This window comes from Curtobacterium sp. MCBA15_013 (assembly GCF_001865095.1).
Taxonomy (GTDB): Bacteria; Actinomycetota; Actinomycetes; order Actinomycetales; family Microbacteriaceae; genus Curtobacterium.
In genome coordinates this window covers 1-21,533 of sequence record NZ_MJGQ01000002.1, presented here as the reverse complement: position 1 = coordinate 21,533, position 21,533 = coordinate 1, and the positions used below count along the sequence as shown (strand labels likewise).

Sequence of the window (21,533 nt, the reverse complement as noted above, 5' to 3'; positions counted from 1 at the left end):
CTGGCACGTTCCGGCCTGTCGGCTGACCGGCGGGCCGCGCTCGGTTTGTCCTGAGGGGGGATTAGGGTTCTGCCCATGGCCGGAGGCACCAAGTCGACCACGCGCTCGCGCGCGTCCTCGTCGTCCCGTGGAAGCGGGACGCGTGGCTCGTCGCGCACCCAGGCCACGACGAAGAAGCTGCCGCAGGCCGCACCGACCCCGGTCTTCCGCGAACAGAACCCCCTCGTGACGTTCTGGCTGGCGATGGCGCACGGCGTCGGCGCGGTCTTCCGCCTGCTCGGCACGGAGACCCTCGAGAAGGACCAGCGGCGCGACGGGTTCCCGTTCCTGCTCTTCGTGCTGGCGGTCGCCGGCGCGGTGGTCGAGTGGCTCAACCCGTCGAACGCCGTCTCGGTGGCGCTCGACGCGTACACGTTCGGCGGGCTGTTCGGCCGGCTGGCCTTCGCGTTGCCCGTCATCATGGTCGTCTTCGCCGGGTGGCTCTTCCGGCACCCGGCGTCCGTGCACGACAACACCCGGATCGGGATCGGTCTCGGGCTGTTGCTCGTGTCCATCGCGGCGCTCTGCCACGTGTTCGGCGGGCAGCCGAGCGCCTCGGACGGCATGCCCGCGCTGGCGACCGCCGGCGGCGTCATCGGCTGGGTCGTGATCGCCTGGCTCGTCGCGGTCGCCACCGAGTGGGTCGCGGTGCCGGTCGCGGTGCTGCTGCTCGTGCTCTCGCTCTTCATCATCACCAAGACGCCGCCGAACAAGATCGGTCGGCGCCTGCACGAGCTCTACGCGTACCTGTTCGGCGCGCCGGCCCCCGCGACGGAGACGGACGAGCCCGTCGCCGAGGCGCCCGCCGCACGGACCAAGCCGACGAAGAAGCGCGGCGCGAAGGGCGACACCGACTTCCAGTTGTTCGACGACCTCGGCTTCGAGGACGACAAGGCCGCCGAGTCCGACGCCGAGGGTGGGACCATCCCGTGGTGGCGCCGGAACAAGTCCGGTCGCGAAGAGGACCCCGCGTACGACAGCCCCGTGATCAGCGGTGCGACGTCGGCCGTGCCCCCGGCCGCCGCAGCCGCGCCGGCACCCGGCCCGAACGCCGGTGCCGCCGCCGGTCTGGTCGACCACACGCCGGCCGAGCCCGGTTCGGTCAACCTCAACGACTCGGTCGAGCAGGACCTGCAGATCGCCGAACAGGCCCTGCGCGACTTCGGGACCCCGGTGCCGGAACGCCCCGCGCCGGCCGAGGTCGTCCGTCCGGACGCCTCGGTGTCGCCGGTGGTCTCGCCGTCGCTCCCCGCCGAGGACCTCGCGGTCGACGCCGGCGACGACGCGGACGGCCTGCCCCCGGTGGCCGGCCCCGATGAAGACCCGGCCGCGCCCTACCGGCTGCCGGCCGCCACGACGCTGAGCTCCGGCACGCCGTCGGTCGCACGCAGCCAGGCGAACGACGACATCGTCGCCGCGATCACGAGCGTCCTCACCGAGTTCAAGGTGGACGCGAAGGTCACCGGGTTCTCCCGTGGGCCGACGGTGACCCGGTACGAGATCGAGCTCGGCCCCGGCGTGAAGGTCGAGCGCGTCACCGCCCTGTCGAAGAACCTGTCGTACGCGGTCGCCTCGAACGAGGTCCGCATCCTGTCGCCGATCCCGGGCAAGAGCGCGATCGGCGTCGAGATCCCGAACACCGACCGTGAAACCGTCTCCCTCGGTGACGTCCTGCGCTCGAACGCCGCTCGCAAGTCCAAGCACCCGATGACGATCGGCGTCGGCAAGGACGTCGAGGGCGGCTTCGTCGTGGCCAACCTCGCGAAGATGCCGCACCTGCTCGTCGCCGGCTCCACCGGGTCCGGCAAGTCGGTGTTCATCAACTCGATGATCACGTCGCTGCTCATGCGCGCGAAGCCGTCCGAGGTCCGCATGGTCCTCGTCGACCCGAAGCGCGTCGAGCTCTCGATCTACGCCGGCGTCCCGCACCTCATCACGCCCATCATCACGAACCCGAAGAAGGCGGCCGAGGCGCTGCAGTGGGTCGTGAAGGAGATGGACATGCGGTACGACGACCTCGCGTCGTTCGGGTTCCGGCACGTCGACGACTTCAACAAGGCGATCGCGAACAACGAGATCGTCCTGCCGGCCGGCAGCGAGCGGAAGCTCAAGCCGTACCCGTACCTGCTCGTCGTCGTCGACGAGCTCGCCGACCTCATGCTCGTCGCGCCGCGTGACGTCGAGGAGTCGATCGTCCGCATCACCCAGCTCGCCCGTGCCGCCGGTATCCACCTGGTGCTCGCGACGCAGCGTCCGTCGGTCGACGTCATCACCGGGCTCATCAAGGCGAACGTGCCGTCGCGGATCGCCTTCGCGGTGACCAGCGTCACCGACTCCCGGGTCATCCTCGACCAGCCGGGCGCCGACAAGCTCATCGGGCAGGGCGACGCGCTCTTCCTGCCGATGGGGTCCTCGAAGTCGCTCCGCGTCCAGGGTGCCTGGGTGCAGGAGAGCGAGGTCGCCGAGGTCGTCCAGCACGTCACCCGCCAGGCCCGTCCGGAGTACCGCCAGGACGTCCAGGCCGTGGTCGAGCGCAAGGAGATCGACGCGGACATCGGCGACGACCTCGAGCTGCTGCTCGCGGCGGTCGAGCAGGTCGTCTCGACGCAGTTCGGGTCGACCTCGATGCTCCAGCGCAAGCTCCGCGTCGGGTTCGCCAAGGCCGGCCGCCTGATGGACCTCATGGAGTCCCGCGACATCGTGGGGCCGTCCGAGGGCTCGAAGGCGCGCGACGTCCTCGTGACGACCGACCAGCTGCCGGCCGTGCTCGCGAAGCTCCGGGGCGAGGAGCCACCGGCGGGTGCTGCCCCGGCCGCCCCCGCCGCCGGCCCGGGTCCCGCGGCGCCGGCTCCGGCGTCGGCCCCGACCGACGACGGCGACCGCTACGGCGCCGACCCGGTGGCGGACATGACGCGCGGGTACGATGAAGCAGACGACGAGCCCGATGAGGACGCGTGGGGACTGACGGGCAGGGAGTGAGTGCGATGACCGCCTCGGACAGCACGGAGACCACGCACGGCGCACGCTTCCCGTGGCGCGGACGACTCCTGCGCAAGGGCCCCGGCCCGGCGTCGACGGGCAACGTCGCGAACATCATCACGGTCGTGCGCATCCTCATGGCGCCGCTGTTCTTCGTGCTGCTCCTGACGGACGCCGGCACCGACGGGCCGCTGCGCATCTGGGCGGCCGTCGTGTTCGTGGTCGCCATCGTCACGGACAGCGCCGACGGCATCATCGCCCGACGGCAGAACCTCGTCACGGACTTCGGGAAGCTCGTCGACCCGATCGCGGACAAGGTCCTCATCGGCGGCGCCCTCGTCGCGCTGTCGATCCTCGGTGAGCTCCCCTGGTACGTGACCGTGCTGATCATGGTGCGCGAGATCGGCATCACGGTCTTCCGGTTCGCGGTGCTCTCGGACCGGGTGATCCCGGCGAGCCGGGGCGGCAAGATCAAGACCGTGCTGCAGGCCGTCGCGTTGACCGCCGCGCTCTTCCCGTGGTGGAACCTCGTGGGGGACTGGGCGCACTGGGTGAACGGCATCCTGATGACCGCGGCCTTCCTGGCGACCATCCTGAGCGGGATCGACTACCTGTACCAGGCGTGGAAGCACAACCGGACCACCGCGTGACGGCGGCCGACGACGTCACCGGCACCGCGCCTCCAGGACACGACACCGGACCCGACGTCCGGACGTCCGCCCGCGACCTCGTCGCGCGCCTGACCGAACGGGGCGACACCGTCGCCGTGGCGGAGTCGCTCACCGGTGGACTCGTCGTCGCGACCCTCGTCGGCGTGCCGGGTGCCAGCGCCGTGGTGCGCGGGGGAGTCGTGGCCTACGCGACGCCCGTGAAGCACACCGTGCTCGGCGTCTCGTCGGCGCTGCTCGCGTCCAACGGTGCGGTCGACCCGGAGGTGGCTCGGCAGATGGCCTCGGGCGTGCGAGCAGCACTCGCGGTCGACGGAGCACCCGCGACATGGGGCATCAGCACGACCGGTGTCGCCGGACCCGACCCGCAGGACGGTCAGCCGGTGGGGACGGTCTTCGTCGGCATCGCGGACGCCGACGGTGCCCAGGCGTACGAGTTGCACCTCGACGGCGACCGCGATGCAATCCGCTGGGCGACCGTCTCCGAACTCCTGGCACGGATGTCGTCCACGATCCGGGCCCGGGAATAGGTCCCGTTTCCACTGGGTTACATCTCACGCAATCTCCAGCAGTAGAGCAGCCGGCGTGGTTAGCATGCTGCAACCGGCAACGCTACTGTTGCTGAACCCGAACTCGGCCATCAGGACCGAGCGGGCGCGGAGACGACAGAGAGGAGGAGTTCTCATGGTTCTCGTTCGTCAGGAAATCGGCGACGTTCTGCGGGACTTCCGCTTGCAGAAGGGCCGGACCCTCCGTCAGGTCGCGTCCAAGGCCAGCGTGGCTCTCGGGTACCTCAGCGAGGTCGAGCGTGGGCAGAAGGAAGCCAGCTCGGAGATCCTCGCGTCCGTCGCGGACGCGCTGGACACCCCCATCTCGACCATCATGCGTGAGGTCGGCGACCGTCTCGCGGTGGTCGAGGGGCTCACCCCGGTGCCCGACACGCTCCCGGACGACCTCGTCGCCGAGTTCGACAACGACCTCGCGGTGCGCTGACGCCACCGCTTCCCGAACGCCCCCGCTGGTCCGCCAGCGGGGGCGTTCGGCGTTCCAGGGCCGTGCTCTGGCCGCGGGGCGGCGCGGTTACGCTGGGATGATGCGTGTGAGTGAGTTCTGGCGGGCCGTCGACCAGGTGTTCGGCGACGCCTACGGTGCCGTCGTCAGTCGTGACGTGGTGCTCGAGGAACTCGGCGGACGCTCGGCGGCCGAGGCGCTCGACGCGGGCATCGATGCGCGCCGCGTGTGGGAGGCGCTGTGCGAGTCGCAGGACGTCCCGCTCGAGAAGCGGCACGGCAAGGGGCTGGCGGAACCGCGGGACTGACGCGCGGTCTCCGTCCGAAACTCTGTTCGGCGTGTTGCTCGAACGGGTGTTCGATCGGTGGTAGCTTCCTCCACAGCGGCGCTGTCCGGAGAGTTCGTCCACAGATCGCGCGGTCGTCGGCAGTGATGTCGGTGGCCCGCCCTAGGTTCGAGTCAACGGGAACAGCCCGAAGCCTTGTCGCTGAAGCACCGGCCCTGCACCACCGGCCGGGTGGACGCGACAGCCTACAGGCGGCCGACACCGAGCACGAAGGAAGCACATCATGCCCTCACCCCAGGACCGCGAGAAGGCCCTCGAGACCGCTCTCGCCCAGATCGACCGTCAGTTCGGCAAGGGCACGGTCATGCGCCTCGGCTCGGACGAGCGCGCCCCCGTCGCCACCATCCCGACCGGTTCGGTCGCCCTCGACGTCGCGCTCGGCATCGGCGGGCTCCCGCGTGGCCGCATCATCGAGATCTACGGCCCGGAGTCGTCGGGTAAGACGACCCTGACGCTGCACGCCATCGCCAACGCCCAGCGCGCCGGCGGCATCGCGGCCTTCATCGACGCGGAACACGCGCTCGACCCCGAGTACGCGAAGAAGCTCGGCGTCGACATCGACGCGCTGCTCGTCTCCCAGCCGGACACCGGTGAGCAGGCGCTCGAGATCGCCGACATGCTCGTCCGTTCCGGCTCCATCGACCTCGTCGTCATCGACTCCGTCGCGGCGCTCGTGCCCCGTGCCGAGATCGAGGGCGAGATGGGTGACTCGCACGTCGGTCTGCAGGCCCGCCTCATGTCGCAGGCACTCCGCAAGCTCGCCGGTGGCCTGAACCAGACGCAGACCACGATGATCTTCATCAACCAGCTGCGCGAGAAGATCGGTGTGTTCTTCGGCAGCCCCGAGACCACCGCCGGCGGTAAGGCGCTCAAGTTCTACGCGTCGGTCCGCCTCGACATCCGTCGCATCGAGACGCTCAAGAGCGGTACCGACGCGGTCGGCAACCGCACCCGCGTCAAGGTCGTCAAGAACAAGATGGCCCCGCCCTTCAAGCAGGCCGAGTTCGACATCCTGTACGGCACGGGCATCTCGCGCGAGGGCTCGTTGCTCGACTTCGGCGTCGACCACGGCATCGTCAAGAAGTCCGGTGCCTGGTACACGTACGACGGCGACCAGCTCGGGCAGGGCAAGGAGAACTCGCGGTCGTTCCTGATCCAGAACCCCGAGATCGCTGCTGAGATCGAGGGCAAGATCCTCGCCAAGCTCGGTGTCGGCGGTGCGTCGGCCGAGGCGGTCGAGGCTCCCGTCGAGTCGATCGCGCCGAAGATCGCGGAGCGCAAGGGCGCGTGACGACCGACCACGACGGCGACGAGGACCTCGCACCGGTCACCGACCTGTTCGGTGCGCGCGGTGCGCGGTCCCGTCGCCGATCCGCGGCTGGGCCGGACACTGCGGGCGACAGGGATGCCGTGACGGACCACGGCGGAGCCGATGCCGACGCGCCGGTCCCGCTGCCGATCCAGGGTGCCCGGGCGCAGGCGGAGTGGCTCTCGCCCGTCGTCGGGGACGGCAGCGGCCGCAGTGCCCCTGCCGAGCAGGACGGCTACGACGACGACCGGACGGCAGACGCCACGACGGCGTCCGTGTTCGCGATCGACGGCGGTGCCGAACTCGACCCCGCGGACGCCCCACGGCCGATCGACGAACAGCGTGCCGACGCCGAGCGGCTCAGCATGCGGGCGCTCGGTCGCAAGGGCGTCAGCGAGTCCGAGCTGCGCACGATGCTGACCAAGAACGAACTCGACCCGGACGTCGTCGAGCACGAGATCGAGCGGCTCACCCGCGTCGGACTCGTGGACGACGTGGCGCTCGCGACCGACCTCGTCGACCGCCTGCACGACCGCAAGGGTCTGGGGCGCCAGGGCGTCGTCGCCGAACTGCGGCGCCGCGGCATCGACCAGGTCGCGATCGACGCGGCGCTCGAGGCAGCCGCCGATGACGAGGACGACGAGTTCGTCCGTGCGATCGACCTCGCGCAGAAGCGTGCCGGGCAGCTCCGCGGTCTCGACCGAGCGACGGCGGAGCGACGGCTCTCGGGCTTCCTGATGCGGAAGGGCTACAACGGGGGCATCGTGCGGATCGCGGTCGAGCGTGCGCTCGACGGCGGTGGGCGTCCGCCGGCAGGACCTCGCGGCTCCGTCCGCTTCGAGTAGCGTCGCGACGGTTTTACACTGGGACGACCATGGCCACCGTCGCAGCGCGCCCCCGCACCTACCAAGTCCGCACCTACGGGTGCCAGATGAACGTGCACGACTCCGAGCGACTGAGCGGGTCCCTCCAGGCCGCCGGGTACGTCGCTGCCGACGGCGAGCAGGCGGACGTCGTCGTCATCAACACGTGCGCCGTGCGCGAGAACGCCGACAACCGTCTGTACGGCAACCTCGGGCAGCTCGCGGGCATCAAGCGCGAGCACCCCGGCATGCAGATCGCGGTCGGCGGGTGCCTGGCGCAGAAGGACAAGAACGTCATCCTCGAGAAGGCGCCGTGGGTGGACGTCGTCTTCGGGACGCACAACATGGGGTCGCTGCCGACGCTGCTCGAGCGTGCCCGCCACAACGACGAAGCGCAGATCGAGATCCTCGAGTCGCTGGACGTCTTCCCGTCGACCCTCCCGACCAAGCGCGACTCGACGCACAGTGGCTGGGTGTCGATCTCGGTCGGCTGCAACAACACCTGCACGTTCTGCATCGTGCCGTCGCTGCGCGGCAAGGAGAAGGACCGCCGCCCGGGTGACGTGCTCGCCGAGATCCAGGCACTCGTCGACGACGGCGCGATCGAGGTCACCCTGCTCGGGCAGAACGTCAACTCGTACGGCGTCGAGTTCGGGGACCGCCAGGCGTTCGGCAAGCTGCTCCGCGCCGCCGGCCAGATCGAGGGCCTCGAGCGGGTCCGGTTCACCAGCCCGCACCCCGCCGCCTTCACGGACGACGTCATCGACGCGATGGCAGAGACGCCGAACGTGATGCCCCAGCTGCACATGCCGCTCCAGTCCGGGTCGGACCGCGTCCTCAAGGCGATGCGTCGCAGCTACCGGAGCGAACGGTTCCTCGGCATCCTCGACCGCGTCCGGGCGAAGATCCCGCACGCGGCGATCTCGACGGACATCATCGTCGGCTTCCCCGGCGAGACCGACGCGGACTTCGAGGACACCCTGCGCGTCGTGGAGCAGTCGCGGTTCGCCTCGGCGTTCACGTTCCAGTACTCGATCCGGCCGGGGACGCCCGCGGCGACGATGGACGAGCAGCTGCCGAAGCAGGTCGTGCAGGAGCGGTACGAGCGCCTCGTCGCCCTGCAGGAGCACATCACGGCAGAAGAGAACGCGAAGCAGGTCGGGCGCACGGTCCAGGTCCTCGTCGCCACCGGTGAGGGCAAGAAGGACGACGCCACGCACCGGCTGTCGGGCCGCGCCGAGGACTCCCGACTCGTGCACTTCTCGGTGCCGGGCGGATCGGACGTGCCGCGCCCCGGGGACGTCGTCACCGTCGAGGTCACCCGCTCGGCCCCGCACTTCCTGATCGCCGACGGGGACGCACCGTTGCGGATCCGCCGGACCCGCGCGGGCGACGCGTGGGACCGTGCCCAGGCGGAGAGCTGTGGCGTCCCGACGCCGGCACCCGTCGGGGCCGCCGACGGCCCGCGGCCGGTGTCGCTCGGTCTGCCCAGCATCCGTGTCGGCCGCTGACGAGGAGCGCGTCGGCGAGGAGCCCGTGGGCCCCGTGCGCGCCGACCCCGACCCCGGCGGCGACCTGATCGCGGTCGTCGGGGCGACCGGCACCGGCAAGTCCGACCTCGGGATCGCGATCGTCGAACGCCTCCGCGCCGCAGGCCGCCCCGCCGAGATCGTCAACGCCGACGCCATGCAGCTCTACCGCGGCATGGACATCGGCACCGCGAAGCTCGGCGTCGAGGAGCGCCGGGGCATCCCGCACCACCAGCTCGACGTGCTCGACGTCACGGACGAGGCCAGTGTCGCCGCCTACCAGCGTGATGCGCGGGCGGAGATCGAGGCCATCCACGGCCGCGGGAACGTCGCCCTGCTCGTCGGCGGCAGCGGGCTGTACGTCTCGGCCGTGCTCTTCGACCTCGCGTTCCCCGGCACCGATCCCGAACTCCGCGCCCGCCTCGAGCGCGAGCACGAGGAACTCGGGCCGGGCATCCTGCTGAAACGACTCCGCGGTCTGGACCCGGCGGCCGCGGCGACCATCGACGCACGCAACCCGCGGAGGTTGATCCGTGCACTCGAGATCGCGAGCCGATCCGAGGTGGTCACGCCGAGCCTCCCGTCCGCGCCCCGCGCCTGGCGACCCGCTCGGATCCTGCACCTGCACCGCGAACGAGCGCAGCTCGTCGCCGCGCTGCACGAGCGCGCGGCGCGCATGTTCGACGCCGGTCTCGTGGACGAGGTCCGGGGGCTGCGCGAGCAGGGCCTCGAGTCGGGGCGGACCGCGCGGGCGGCGATCGGGTACTCGCAGGCGCTCGAGGTGCTCCGCGGGGACGCGACCGTCGACCAGGCGGTGGAGGCGACGGGCATCGCGACGCGCAAGTACGCCCGCCGGCAGGTGTCGTGGTTCCGGCGGTACGCCGACGCGGAGCTCCTCGACGTCACCGGCGCGGACCGGGCTGCGCTGACAGCGGCTGCCCGTAGGATCGTCCCGTGACCGAGCTGCACTTCACCAAGGGCCAGGGGACCGGCAACGACTTCGTCCTGTTCGCCGACCCCGACGCGTCGGTCGACCTGACCCCCGAGCGGATCCGCGCCATCGCCGACCGCCGGTTCGGTGTCGGCGGCGACGGCGTCATCCGGGCGGTCCGGTCCGAGGCGCTGCCGGAAGGGCAGGCGCTCGTCGCCGAGGACCCCGCGGCGACCTGGTTCATGGACTACCACAACGCCGACGGCACGGTCGCCGAGATGTGCGGGAACGGCATCCGCGTGTTCGCGCGCTACCTTACGGAGTCCGGGCTCGTCGACCTCACCCCCGGCGAGACCCTGACGGTCGGCAGCCGCAAGGGCCTCGTCGACATCCAGCGGACGACCAACGGCTTCTCCGCCGACCTCGGGCGCTGGGGACTCGGCATCGAGGGCGGTGGCGCGGACGACGTGCTCGTGCGGGCGAAGAACCTCGACGGAGCACGCCCCGGGCTCGGCATCGACGTCGGCAACCCCCACGTGGTGGTCGCCGTCGCGACCGAGGACGAACTCGCCGAGGTCGACCTCACGTACGTGCCGGTGCTCGATCCGGTCCCCGCGGCCGGAGCGAACGTCGAGTTCGTGCTGCCGGGCGACCCGCTCGTGCAGGACGGCGTCGGTCAGATCACGATGCGCGTCCACGAGCGCGGCAGCGGCGAGACCCTGTCGTGCGGTACCGGGGCCGTCGCCGCGGCCCTCGCGACGCGGTACTGGGCGGGCAACGGGGCGCCGGACACGTGGCGCGTGCGCGTGCCGGGTGGGGTCGTCACGGTTCGCATCTTCGCGGCGGAGGACGGCGAGCACGTCGCGTTGTCCGGGCCGGCGGAACTCGTCTTCTCGGGTGACCTGACGGTCTGAGCCGGGCGGGGCTCCGGCCAGGAGGCGCGGCTCGGCGGGCCGACGCTCGTCACGTGGGTCGCGCCTCCTGGCCACTGCTGTGGTGCGGACGGGCGGGTCGGTCGCGCTGGCCGACTGCGGCGCGCTGGCCGCGCTGCGCGGTCGAGGCCCGCTGGCCGCGCTGGCCGGTCGCGTGACGTGTCGAACCACGTTCCCGACATCGAACCGCGTGCTCGCGCTGGTTCGATGTCGGAATCGTGGTTCCACTCGGACCGCGCGCCCCGCGCGCCGGCGGCACGGCCCGCGCGCCGGCGGGACGCGGCCCGCGGCGCCTACTCGGCTGCGCGGTGCACCCGCAGCACCCGGAACCCCTTGTCCGTCGACGCCCGCGACACGTGGAACCCCGCGTCGAGCGACTCCCGCAACCACCGCTGCAGCGAATCGCCCCCGAGGTCCTTCGACACGACCAACCACGCGTCCCCACCGACCTCGAGCCGGGGGAGCCACGTCAGCAGGATCTGGTGCAGCTCGTCCTTGCCCACCCGGATCGGCGGGTTCGACCAGATCGTCCGGAACCGCAGGTCGGCCGGTACCTCGTCCGGCAGTGCGACGGTGACGTTGTCGGCCCCCGCAGCAGCAGCGTTCGCCCGGGCGAGACCGAGCACCCGCTCGTTCACGTCGACGCCCCACACCTGGGCGGCGGGGGAGTCGAGGGCCATGGTGATGGCGATCGGACCCCAGCCGCAGCCGACGTCGAGCAGTGCCCCCTCGTGCGCGGGCGGCGGCACCGAGCCGAGCAGCACCCGCGTGCCGCGGTCGAGCCCGTCCGGGCTGAAGACCCCCGCGGCGGTGGTCAGCGTGAGCGGGCGACCGGCGAGGGTGACGTGGATCTGGCGTTCGCGGGTGTCCGACGACGGGTTCGCGGAGAAGTAGTGGTCGTTCGCCATGGATGAACCGTACCGGCAACCCCGTGTGTCCCGAGGCCCCGAGCGGTACCCTGTGGAGAAGATGACGGACACCACGAACCGAGACGCAGAGACCACCGACGACAGCGCTGCTGGTGTCGTCGAGCGGGTCCTGCGCAACGCCGACTCCCGCGCGAGCTCCTCGATCTTCGCCCCCGCGCAGGCGATCCAGACCCGATCGGTCGACGATCACGCCTGGACGGGCGACGGCGACCAGTACGACCGCGAAGACCGGGCTGCCCTCCGCCGCGTCGGCGGCCTCTCCACCGAGCTCGAGGACGTCACCGAGGTCGAGTACCGGCAGCTCCGGCTCGAGCAGGTCGTCCTTATCGGCGTGTACCCGCACGGCGACGCCTCGGACGCCGAGAACTCCCTGCGTGAGCTCGCCGCACTCGCCGAGACCGCGGGTGCCGTGGTGCTCGACGGGCTCCTGCAGCGCCGGCCGAACCCCGACCCCTCCACGTACCTCGGCAAGGGCAAGGCCGAAGAGCTCGCGATGGTCGTCAAGGCCACCGGCGCCGACACGGTCATCGCCGACACCGAACTCGCCCCGTCCCAGCGCCGCGCGCTCGAGGACGTGGTGAAGGTCAAGGTGATCGACCGGACGGCCGTGATCCTCGACATCTTCAGCCAGCACGCCAAGAGCCGCGAGGGCAAGGCGCAGGTCGAACTCGCCCAGCTCGAGTACCTCCTGCCGCGACTCCGTGGTTGGGGTGAGTCGATGTCCCGTCAGGCCGGTGGCCAGGTGTCCGGCGGTGCGGGCATGGGTTCGCGTGGTCCCGGTGAGACGAAGATCGAGCTCGACCGTCGTCGCATCCACACCCGGATGTCCAAGCTCCGTCGCCAGATCGCCGGGTTCCGCCCCGCGCGCGAGGCGAAGCGGGCCGACCGCCACCGCAACGACGTCCCGAGCGTCGCGATCGCCGGCTACACCAACGCGGGCAAGTCCTCGCTGCTGAACCGACTGACGAGCGCCGGCGTGCTCGTCCAGAACCAGCTCTTCGCGACGCTGGACGCCACGGTCCGCCGGACCGAGAGCGCGAAGGGCCGCGAGTTCACCTTCGTCGACACCGTCGGCTTCGTGCGCAACCTGCCGCACCAGCTCGTCGAGGCGTTCCGCTCCACCCTCGAAGAGGTCGGCGAGGCCGACGTCATCGTGCACGTGGTCGACGGCTCGCACCCCGACCCGGCCGCCCAGCTGGCGACCGTGCGCGAGGTCATCGGCGACGTCGGTGCCCGCGAGATCCCGGAGATCGTCGCCTTCAACAAGGCCGACCTCATCGACGAGTCGCAGCGGCTCGTGCTCGTCGGCCTCGTGCCGGACGCGGTGTTCGTCTCGGCGCGCACGGGCGAGGGCATCCAGGACCTCCTCGACGTGATCGAGGCCCGTCTCCCCGAACCCGACGTCGAGCTCACCGTCGTTGTCCCGTACGACCGCGGTGACCTGGTGTCGTCGCTGCACGACGCAGGTGCGGTCGAGACCGTCGACTACGTCGAGGACGGCACACGCCTGCGGGTGCGCGTGTTCCAGCGGCAGGTGGCCGAGCTCGACCCGTTCGTGGTCGCGCCCGTCGCGTCCTGAGGCGCGCCCTGCGCTGACGTGCGGTCGCGCGGTCGCGCGGTCGCGCGCGGTGCGGTCGCGCGCGGTGCGGTCCAGGAGGCGCGGCGTACGCCCGCCCCGCACCCACCGCGGCTGCGCGGTTCCGTTCGGCGCCGCACAACGAAAGCCGGTTCGAACCACGTGATCGTGTGGTTCGAACCGGCTTTGGTTGTGCCAGTGCCAGAGCCAGAGGCAGAGGCAGAGGCACGCGGCGCCTGCGCCGTCAGATCGAGCGGAGGACCGCCACGACCTTGCCGAGCACGGTGGCCGCGTCGCCGAGGATCGGCTCGAACGCGGTGTTGCGGGGGAGCAGCCACGTGTGGCCGTCCCGCTGCCGGAAGACCTTGACGGTCGCTTCCTCGTCGAGCATGGCGGCGACGATGTCACCGTTCTCGGCCGTCTGCTGCGACCGGACGACCACCCAGTCGCCGTCGCAGATCGCGGCGTCGATCATCGACTCGCCCACGACCTTGAGCATGAAGAGGTCACCCGTGCCGACGAGCTGCCGGGGGAGCGGCACGATCTCGTCGACGTGCTGCTCGGCCGTGATCGGCACACCGGCGGCGATCCGACCGACGAGCGGGACGAGCGTCGTCGCGTCGACGTCCGGGCCCTCGACGTCGGGGGTCGGCTCGTCGACGAGGACCTCGAGCGCGCGGGGGCGGTTTGGGTCGCGGCGGATCCACCCGCCGAGCTCGAGCTGGCCGAGCTGGTGCGAGACGCTCGACAGCGAGGACAAGCCCGCGGCGTCACCGATCTCGCGCATGCTCGGCGGGTAACCCCGGCTGGCGATCGACGCACGGATCGCGTCGAGGATCGCCTGCTGCTTCGCCGTCAGCGGCTTCTGGCCCCGCAGTTCGTCCGCCACGTCGTCTCGCCCTTCGTCGGTGCCGGGACCGTGCCCGCGGGAATGTCGGTGGTGCCCGCTTGACTTGTCCCAGTCGATCGAAACAGTATCCGACCGGTCATCGCCGGACAAACACCTGTTCGAGCGTGTCGGCAGAAAACCCCCCAGAAATCTCCGCGCAGGACTTGTGCGGCTCGTCATTCGAAACTATGTTCGGTACAGGACTTCGGTTCATCCGAACGGGAAGGCAAGAACGACATGAGCACCATCGCCATCGCTGACATCCAGCGCACCGCGCCCGCCGTGCGTACGCGCCTGCGCCTCACGCGTCGCGGCCGGGTCGTCCTGACGACGCTCGCCGCGATCCCGCTGCTGATCGGTGTGGCACTCGCCGTGCTGAACGGCGGACAGGCATCGGCCGGCAACACCGAGTCGCACGCCCACTTCGAGACCGTGACCATCCAGCCGGGCGAGACGCTCTGGCAGCTGGCGGAAGAGACCGCCCCGAACGCCGACCCGCGCGACTTCGTGCAGGACGTCGTCAGCCTGAACGCGCTCGACGGCTCCGGGCTGCAGGCCGGGCAGGAGATCTCGATCCCGGCGCAGTACACCGCCGCGCACTAGCACCGTCCGGACGGCCGGTCACCATGCCGTTCGAGCGGCCTACGATGGATCGGTGGCATTCACGCTCGAAGACCTCCCGATCCGAGACGACCTGCGCGGGCAGAGCCCGTACGGCGCCCCGCAGAAGCACGTGCGCGTGCAGCTCAACGTCAACGAGAACACGCATCCGGTGCCAGCCGACGTCGCCGAGGACATCGTGTCGTCGATCCGCCAGGCGCTGACGACCGTGAACCGCTACCCCGACCGTGAGTTCACCGAGCTGCGGCAGTCCCTCGCGGACTACCTCCAGCGCGACCTCGCCTCGGGCCAGGCGCTCGGTCCGGAGCAGATCTGGGCGGCCAACGGCTCGAACGAGGTGCTCCAGCAGCTGCTCCAGGCCTTCGGTGGGCCGGGCCGCACCGTGCTCGGGTTCCCTCCGACCTACTCGATGCACTCGATCCTCGCGTCGGGCACCGGCACGACCTGGATCCCGGCGCAGCGCGACGACGAGTTCCGCATCGCGCCCGAGACGGTCGTGGCCGCCATCCGTGAGCACCAGCCGGACATCGTGTTCCTCTGCGGGCCGAACAACCCCACGGGTACGCCGCTCCCGATCGAGACGATCGAGGCCGCCTACGCCGCGACCGACGGCATCGTGATGGTCGACGAGGCCTACGCCGAGTTCATGCCTGCCGAGGCCCCGAGCGCCCTCACGCTGCTGCCCGGGCGGGAGCGTCTCATCGTGTCCCGCACGATGAGCAAGGCGTTCGCGTTCGCCGGTGCCCGCGTGGGCTACATGGCCGCCCACCCGGCCGTCATCGACGCGATCCGACTCGTCCGGCTGCCGTACCACCTCTCCGCACTGACCCAGGCGGCAGCGGTGGCGGCGCTCCGGCACGCCCCCGCGATGCTCGCGATGGTCGACGACATCACGCAGCAGCGCGACCGCATGGTGACCGAACTCCGGGCGATGGGCTACCGCACCTACGAGACGTGGTCGAACTTCGTCCTGTTCGGCGGCGTCGCCGACCCGCACGCCGCGTTCGAAGCACTGCTCGAGCAGGACGTCATCGTGCGCGACCTCGGCATCCCGAACCACCTGCGGGTCAGCGCAGGCACGGAAGAGGAGACCACCGTGTTCCTCGACGCCATGCGCCGCGTCGCCGCCGATCAGCCGCCGGTTAGGGTTGCAGCATGACCGCGCGCACCGCCACGATCAGCCGGAGCACGAGCGAGTCGAGCATCGAACTCGAACTCGACCTCGACGGCACCGGCACGTCCGACATCTCGACGAGCGTGCCGTTCTTCGACCACATGCTGACGGCGTTCAGCAAGCACTCGCTCATCGACCTCCGCGTGCGGTCGACCGGCGACACCCACATCGACGTCCACCACACCGTCGAGGACACCGGCATCGTGCTCGGCCAGGCGCTCAAGCAGGCCCTCGGCGACCGTGCCGGCATCGGTCGGTACGGGGACGCCCTCGTGCCGCTCGACGAAGCGCTCGCCCAGGCAGTGGTCGACGTCTCCGGCCGGCCGTTCCTCGTGCACTCTGGCGAGCCCGCGGGCTTCGAGTTCCACCGGATCGGCGGCCACTTCACCGGCTCGATGGTCCGCCACGTGTTCGAGGCCATCACCTTCAACGCCGGCATCACGGTGCACGTCCGTGTGCTCGAGGGCCGCGACCCGCACCACATCGCCGAAGCCGAGTTCAAGGCGTTCGCCCGGGCGATGCGCACGGCGGTCGAACTCGACCCCCGCGTGGACGGCATCCCGTCCACCAAGGGCACGCTGTGACCGCCGGGGCGAAGCCGAACGTCGTCGTCCTCGACTACGGGTCGGGCAACGTCCACTCCGCCGCCAAGGCGCTCGAACGCGCCGGCGCCGACGTCACCCTGACGTCGGACAAGCAGGCGGCGCTCCGGGCCGACGGACTGCTGGTCCCCGGCGTCGGGGCGTTCGGAGCCGTGGTCGAGCAGCTCGAGGGTGTCCGGGGCGGCGAGATCGTCGACCACCGTCTCGCCGGCGGCCGTCCGGTCCTCGGGATCTGCGTCGGCATGCAGGTGCTCTTCTCGCGCGGCATCGAGCGCGGTGCCGACGTCGAGGGGCTCGGTCAGTGGCCGGGCACGGTCGAGCAGATCCAGGCCGACGTCCTGCCCCACATGGGGTGGAACACGGTCGACGCTCCTGCGGACTCGGTGTTGTTCGAGGGCCTGCACGACGAGCGCTTCTACTTCGTGCACTCGTACGGCGTGACCGACTTCCCGCTCGAGGCGTACGGGCCGTTCCGCGCACCGCGCCTGACCTGGGCCGAGCACGGGCAGCGGTTCGTCGCCGCGGTCGAGAACGGTCCGCTCACCGCCACCCAGTTCCACCCCGAGAAGTCCGGCGAGCCGGGCATCCGACTGCTCCGCAACTGGGTGCAGTCGCTCTGAGACCCGCGGCGACACGTCGCGAACGACGACGCGCCCGACGACCCCCGCAACGAAGACAGGACCATGACCGAGCTCTCCACCACCCCGCCCCTCGTCCTGCTGCCCGCCGTGGACGTCGTCGACGGCCAGGCGGTGCGCCTCACCCAGGGCGAGGCCGGCAGCGAGACGTCCTACGGCGACCCGGTGTCAGCAGCCCGGACGTGGCGTGACCAGGGTGCCGAGTGGATCCACCTCGTCGACCTCGACGCGGCGTTCGGCCGCGGTGACAACCGCAAGGTCATCGCACACGCCATCCGCGAGGTCGAGGGCGTCGCCGTCGAGCTCTCGGGCGGCATCCGCGACGACGCCTCGCTCGAGGCAGCCCTCGCGACCGGTGCCGCACGCGTGAACCTCGGCACCGCCGCGCTCGAGGACCCGGAGTGGGCGGCCCGCGTGATCCGGACGTACGGCGAGCAGATCGCCGTCGGGCTCGACGTGCGCGGCACGACGCTCGCCAGCCGGGGTTGGACGGAGGACGCCGGCGACCTGTGGGAGGTCCTCGACCGCCTCGAGGAAGCCGGCTGCGCCCGCTACGTCGTGACCGACGTGACGAAGGACGGCACGCTGCAGGGGCCGAACGTCGACCTCCTCCGCGAGGTCTGCGACCGCACCGACCAGCCCGTCGTGGCCTCCGGCGGGATCTCGACGCTCGACGACCTCCGTGCACTGCGTGCGCTCGTGCCGCACGGACTCGAGGGCGCGATCATCGGCAAGGCGCTCTACTCGGGGGCGTTCACGCTCCCGGCCGCGCTCGACATCGCCTCGGAGTAGGCGCGTGGCGGGCATCTCGAACGGTCGCGGCACCGGACCCGACGGGCCCGCGGGCGACGGGCACCCGGACGACGCGCACACCCCCGGTGGGGCTGCGGACTCCGCGGGCTTCGCCTGGGCGGGTCGCACGTTCGACCAGCACAACACGACGTTCGACGACGACGACGGTCTGGCCGACCCGGCCGTCGTCGCCGCGATCACGGCGCTGCCGGACGGGGGGTCGCAGCGGGCGGTCGTCGACGCGCTCCGCACCGCACGGCTGCTCATCCCGCTCATCGCCGAGGCCGGAGACATCGGGCACACCGACGCCGGCAAGCTCGTCGACAAGACGCAGGAGCTCTCCATCGTGACGGTCGCCGGCCCGGACGGTCGCAGCGTCATGCCCGCCTTCACCTCCGTCGAGGCGATGCGCTCCTGGGATCCGGACGCCCGACCGGTCCCCGCGGCCTCCCGCCGCGTGGCCATGGCCGCGGCGAGCGAGGAGACCCAGCTCGTGGTCCTCGACCCGACGGCGCCGACCGAGTTCGTGCTCCGTCGCCCCGCGGTGTGGGCGATCGGGCAGGACCTGCCGTGGACGCCCTGCTTCGAGGACCCGGAAGTGGCCCGGGCCTTCGCCGACTCCGTCGTGGGGGAGCCTGCGGTGGCGCGGGTCGAGCTGGCCCCGGGGGACCCGCTCGGACGGTTCGCCGGTGCGGAACTGACGGTGGGGCTGGCGCTCCACCCCGGACTCGACCAGACGCAGGTGCAGGAGCTCGTGGGGCGCCTCCAGCAGCGCTGGACGGCGGACGCCGTCATCGCGGAACGCGTGGACAGCATGCGGGTGGCGCTGCGCCCAGCGTGAGTCGCGCCTCCTGGCCCCGACCTGCGGCGGTGCGGCCCGGCCCGGCGGTGCGGCCCGGCCCGGCGGCCGGTCGCCGGTACGATGACGGGGTGAGCACGAACCCGACGACCACCCCCGGAACCGGCGAGACCACCTACGGTCCGACCGGACGGCCCGTCCGGCAGTTCGCGGTGCCCGAGGAGCTCGACGGCCACGGTCCCGCTCGCATCATCGCGCTGTGCAACCAGAAGGGCGGCGTCGGCAAGACCACGACGTCGATCAACCTCGGCGCGGCGCTGGCGGAGTACGGGCGCAAGGTCCTCGCGGTGGACTTCGACCCGCAGGGCGCGCTGTCGGCCGGCCTCGGCGTGCGGACCCACGACATCCCCACCGTCTACGACCTGCTGATGGGGTCGATCAAGGACCCGAACCAGGTCATCCAGCCGACGAACACGCCGTACCTCGACGTGATCCCGGCGAACATCGACCTCTCCGCGGCCGAGGTGCACCTCGTGAACGAGGTCGCGCGCGAGCAGATCCTCGCGAGCGTGCTCCGGAAGGTCGCGAACGACTACGACGTGATCCTCGTCGACTGCCAGCCGTCGCTCGGGCTGCTGACCGTGAACGCCCTGACGGCCGCGCACGGCGTCCTCATCCCGCTCGAGTGCGAGTTCTTCGCCCTGCGTGGTGTGGCGCTGCTCATCGAGACGATCGACAAGGTGCGCGACCGCCTCAACCCGGCGCTGCAGCTCGACGGGATCCTCGCGACGATGTACGACTCGCGCACGCTGCACTCGCGCGAGGTCATGGAGCGCGTCGTGGACACCTTCGACGACCGCGTGCTCGACACCGTCATCGGTCGGACCGTGAAGTTCCCGGACGCCACGGTGTCGGCGCGGCCGATCACGCAGACCGCGCCGGACCACGCGGCCGCACACGCGTACCGGCAGCTCGCCAGGGAGCTCGTCGAGCGTGGCGCCGTCGCCTGACCCCGGAACTGCCGGGCAGCCGGCCCCCGCCGGCACGCAGACCGCGGCCGGCTTCCGGGTCCGGCTCCGCAACTTCGACGGCCCGTTCGACCTGCTCCTCTCGCTCATCACGAAGCACGAGCTCGACATCACCGAGGTCTCCCTCGGCGCCGTGACGGGCGAGTTCATCGAGTACGTGCGCCAGGCCGAATCCCAGGAGGAACTCGACGAGGCCAGCGAGTTCCTCGTCGTCGCCGCCACGCTGCTCGACCTCAAGATCGCCGGACTCCTGCCGCAGGGCGAGCTCGTCGACGCCGAGGACGTCGCCCTGCTCGAGGCCCGCGACCTCCTGTTCGCCCGACTGCTGCAGTACCGGGCGTTCAAGCAGGCCGCCGACTGGTTCGGCTCCCGCTGGCTGACCGAGTCCCGACGCCACGTGCGGAGCGTCCGGCTCGAGGAGCGGTTCCGCGCCCGGACCCCCGAGCTCGTCTGGACCCTGTCGGTGCAGGACTTCGCCGCGCTGGCGACCCTGGCGTTCGCCCCGCGGGAGCTCCCGACGGTCGGACTCGACCACCTGCACGCCCCGCTCGTCAGCATCCGGGAGCAGGCCGCGATCGTCGTCTCGATCCTCCGCACGCGTGCCGACGAGGACGTCTCGTTCCGCGAACTGGTCGCCGGCGTCTCGGAGACGGGTATCGTGGTGGCTCGCTTCCTCGCGATCCTGGAGCTGTACCGGAACGCATCCATCTCGTTCGAACAGTTCGAACCGCTCGGGGAGCTGACGCTGCGCTGGACCGCCGAGGACTGGTCCGACGAGAGCCTCGCCAACCTGGGAGCCGACTATGACGGATGACGTGCACGACACGTCCAGTGCCGAACCCGGCGGCGCCGACGAGATGGCCGACGCCCGCGCGATCGAGCGCGAGATCCACGAGGCGCACGAGCGTGCCGCCCGGCCGGAGATCCCCGTCGACCGACAGCTCGAGGCGATCCTCATGATCGCCGACGAACCCCAGTCGCTCGTGTCCCTCGGCGCGGCCGTGGGGGCTCCCGTCCCCGTGGTCAGGCAGGCCATCGAGCGTCTCGTGGCGGACTTCGACGGGGTCGACGGCACGATCCGCCGCGGGTTCGAACTCCGCGAGGTCGGCGGCGGCTGGCGCTTCTACGTCCGGCCGGACCTCGACGACGTCGTCGAGCAGTTCGTCGAGGCCGAACGCCCCTCCCGCCTGTCGCAGGCCGCGCTCGAGACCCTCGCGGTCGTCGCGTACAAGCAGCCGATCACCCGGTCGCAGATCGCCTCGATCCGCGCCGTCAACGTCGACGGCGTCGTCCGCACGCTCGTCGCGCGCGGCCTCATCGAGGAGTCGTTCACCGACGCCGAGACCGGCGCCATCAACTACGTCACGTCCGACCTGCTCCTGCAGCAGCTCGGCATCAACTCGCTCGACGAGCTGCCGCTCATCTCGCCCCTCCTGGACGACGGTGCCGGCGGCTTCGAGCAGAACGAAGGGATCCCCGATGGCCGCGTATGAGGAAGAACGACGAGGCGGCCCACGGGGTGGCGCGGGCCGGGACGGCGCGGGTCGCCGGGACGGCGCAGGTCGTCCTGGAGGCGCGTCACGCGACCGCACCGCCGGCTCCGGCCGTGCGGGTGGCCGGTCCGAGGGCGCTGGTCGCGACGAGCGCGGTGGGTACCGTGGGCGCGAAGACCGTCCTGCTTCCGGTGGGTACCGGGGTCGTGACGAGCGGCCGTCCTCCGGTGGCGGGTACCGGGGTCGTGACGACCGTGCGGGGTCCGGCCGGCGTGACGACGACCGCGGGGGCTACCGCGGCCGTGACGACCGTCCGTCGACTGGCGGGGGGTACCGCGGCCGTGAGGAGCGTCCGTCGTCCGGTGGTGGGTACCGGGGTCGTGAC

General features: G+C 71.4%; 22 protein-coding genes. 20 read left to right on the top strand and 2 right to left on the bottom strand.

The features are described from left to right. Positions 1-75 precede the first annotated feature (75 nt). The 10 genes from BIV01_RS01145 (at position 76) to dapF (ending at position 10,589) form a co-directional block, all read left to right on the top strand. Positions 76-3,018, top strand: a complete 2,943-nt coding sequence (locus BIV01_RS01145; protein ID WP_071301671.1) for an FtsK/SpoIIIE family DNA translocase — start codon at positions 76-78, stop codon at positions 3,016-3,018. Continuing rightward, the gene (gene pgsA, locus BIV01_RS01140; RefSeq protein WP_083294987.1) at positions 3,015-3,668 is read left to right on the top strand and encodes a CDP-diacylglycerol--glycerol-3-phosphate 3-phosphatidyltransferase; all 654 of its coding nucleotides are present in this window, start codon (positions 3,015-3,017) and stop codon (positions 3,666-3,668) included. The genes BIV01_RS01145 and pgsA overlap by 4 nt, the downstream gene beginning before the upstream one ends. Then, complete coding sequence (locus BIV01_RS01135) at positions 3,641-4,216, top strand: CinA family protein (protein WP_302847417.1); 576 nt, start codon at positions 3,641-3,643, stop codon at positions 4,214-4,216. The genes pgsA and BIV01_RS01135 overlap by 28 nt, the downstream gene beginning before the upstream one ends. A 154-nt stretch (positions 4,217-4,370) precedes the next feature. Next, complete coding sequence (locus BIV01_RS01130) at positions 4,371-4,679, top strand: helix-turn-helix domain-containing protein (RefSeq protein WP_058742950.1); 309 nt, start codon at positions 4,371-4,373, stop codon at positions 4,677-4,679. A 100-nt stretch (positions 4,680-4,779) separates the two neighbouring features. Continuing rightward, the gene (locus tag BIV01_RS01125; protein WP_022907383.1) at positions 4,780-5,004 is read left to right on the top strand and encodes a DUF3046 domain-containing protein; all 225 of its coding nucleotides are present in this window, start codon (positions 4,780-4,782) and stop codon (positions 5,002-5,004) included. A 262-nt stretch (positions 5,005-5,266) separates the two neighbouring features. Next, entirely contained in the window at positions 5,267-6,334 is a 1,068-nt protein-coding gene (recA, locus tag BIV01_RS01120; RefSeq protein WP_070416506.1) for a recombinase RecA, read from the top strand. Further along, positions 6,331-7,197 carry a regulatory protein RecX gene (locus BIV01_RS01115; protein ID WP_083413691.1) on the top strand — a complete coding sequence of 289 codons (867 nt, stop codon included), beginning with the start codon at positions 6,331-6,333 and terminating at the stop codon, positions 7,195-7,197. Before recA ends, BIV01_RS01115 begins: the two co-directional genes overlap by 4 nt. Positions 7,198-7,226: 29 nt before the next feature. Continuing rightward, positions 7,227-8,726 (top strand): tRNA (N6-isopentenyl adenosine(37)-C2)-methylthiotransferase MiaB, encoded by a 1,500-nt coding sequence (miaB, locus tag BIV01_RS01110; protein WP_071301670.1) that lies wholly within the window; start codon positions 7,227-7,229, stop codon positions 8,724-8,726. Between the two features lie 34 nt (positions 8,727-8,760). After that, entirely contained in the window at positions 8,761-9,702 is a 942-nt protein-coding gene (gene miaA, locus BIV01_RS01105) for a tRNA (adenosine(37)-N6)-dimethylallyltransferase MiaA (protein WP_083413708.1), read from the top strand. Then, entirely contained in the window at positions 9,699-10,589 is an 891-nt protein-coding gene (gene dapF, locus BIV01_RS01100) for a diaminopimelate epimerase (protein ID WP_070416504.1), read from the top strand. Before miaA ends, dapF begins: the two co-directional genes overlap by 4 nt. A gap of 311 nt (positions 10,590-10,900) precedes the next feature. Here the strand turns inward: dapF and BIV01_RS01095 are convergent, their stop codons facing one another. Continuing rightward, the gene (locus BIV01_RS01095) at positions 10,901-11,515 is read right to left on the bottom strand and encodes a class I SAM-dependent methyltransferase (protein ID WP_071301669.1); all 615 of its coding nucleotides are present in this window, start codon (positions 11,513-11,515) and stop codon (positions 10,901-10,903) included. Between the two features lie 61 nt (positions 11,516-11,576). Here BIV01_RS01095 and hflX point away from each other — a divergent pair, with 61 nt between their 5' ends. Continuing rightward, on the top strand, positions 11,577-13,115 hold the full coding sequence (hflX, locus tag BIV01_RS01090; RefSeq protein ID WP_070419127.1) for a GTPase HflX: 1,539 nt from the start codon (positions 11,577-11,579) through the stop codon (positions 13,113-13,115). A gap of 241 nt (positions 13,116-13,356) precedes the next feature. On the opposite strand, the gene lexA is transcribed toward hflX, so the two are convergent. Then, entirely contained in the window at positions 13,357-14,001 is a 645-nt protein-coding gene (gene lexA, locus BIV01_RS01085) for a transcriptional repressor LexA (RefSeq protein WP_070416502.1), read from the bottom strand. Positions 14,002-14,238: 237 nt separating this feature from the next. Between lexA and BIV01_RS01080 the strand changes: the two genes are divergently transcribed. From BIV01_RS01080 to scpB, 9 genes are all read left to right on the top strand, one after another. After that, positions 14,239-14,604 carry a LysM peptidoglycan-binding domain-containing protein gene (locus BIV01_RS01080; protein WP_070416501.1) on the top strand — a complete coding sequence of 122 codons (366 nt, stop codon included), beginning with the start codon at positions 14,239-14,241 and terminating at the stop codon, positions 14,602-14,604. 52 nt (positions 14,605-14,656) lie between these two features. Next, positions 14,657-15,781: a histidinol-phosphate transaminase gene (locus tag BIV01_RS01075; RefSeq protein ID WP_071301668.1), complete on the top strand. Its 1,125-nt coding sequence runs from the start codon at positions 14,657-14,659 to the stop codon at positions 15,779-15,781. Further along, positions 15,778-16,380, top strand: coding sequence for an imidazoleglycerol-phosphate dehydratase HisB (gene hisB, locus BIV01_RS01070; protein ID WP_071301667.1), 603 nt, complete (start codon positions 15,778-15,780; stop codon positions 16,378-16,380). The genes BIV01_RS01075 and hisB overlap by 4 nt, the downstream gene beginning before the upstream one ends. Then, positions 16,377-17,018 (top strand): imidazole glycerol phosphate synthase subunit HisH, encoded by a 642-nt coding sequence (gene hisH, locus BIV01_RS01065; protein WP_070416498.1) that lies wholly within the window; start codon positions 16,377-16,379, stop codon positions 17,016-17,018. The genes hisB and hisH overlap by 4 nt, the downstream gene beginning before the upstream one ends. A 63-nt stretch (positions 17,019-17,081) precedes the next feature. Continuing rightward, complete coding sequence (gene priA, locus BIV01_RS01060; protein ID WP_071301666.1) at positions 17,082-17,828, top strand: bifunctional 1-(5-phosphoribosyl)-5-((5-phosphoribosylamino)methylideneamino)imidazole-4-carboxamide isomerase/phosphoribosylanthranilate isomerase PriA; 747 nt, start codon at positions 17,082-17,084, stop codon at positions 17,826-17,828. Between the two features lie 4 nt (positions 17,829-17,832). Next, positions 17,833-18,669 carry an SseB family protein gene (locus BIV01_RS01055; RefSeq protein WP_083413690.1) on the top strand — a complete coding sequence of 279 codons (837 nt, stop codon included), beginning with the start codon at positions 17,833-17,835 and terminating at the stop codon, positions 18,667-18,669. A gap of 89 nt (positions 18,670-18,758) precedes the next feature. Further along, complete coding sequence (locus BIV01_RS01050; RefSeq protein ID WP_070416496.1) at positions 18,759-19,637, top strand: ParA family protein; 879 nt, start codon at positions 18,759-18,761, stop codon at positions 19,635-19,637. Continuing rightward, the gene (locus tag BIV01_RS01045) at positions 19,621-20,469 is read left to right on the top strand and encodes a segregation and condensation protein A (protein WP_071301665.1); all 849 of its coding nucleotides are present in this window, start codon (positions 19,621-19,623) and stop codon (positions 20,467-20,469) included. The genes BIV01_RS01050 and BIV01_RS01045 overlap by 17 nt, the downstream gene beginning before the upstream one ends. Positions 20,470-20,512: 43 nt before the next feature. Next, positions 20,513-21,148, top strand: a complete 636-nt coding sequence (gene scpB / locus BIV01_RS01040; protein ID WP_441294366.1) for an SMC-Scp complex subunit ScpB — start codon at positions 20,513-20,515, stop codon at positions 21,146-21,148. Positions 21,149-21,533 lie beyond the last annotated feature (385 nt).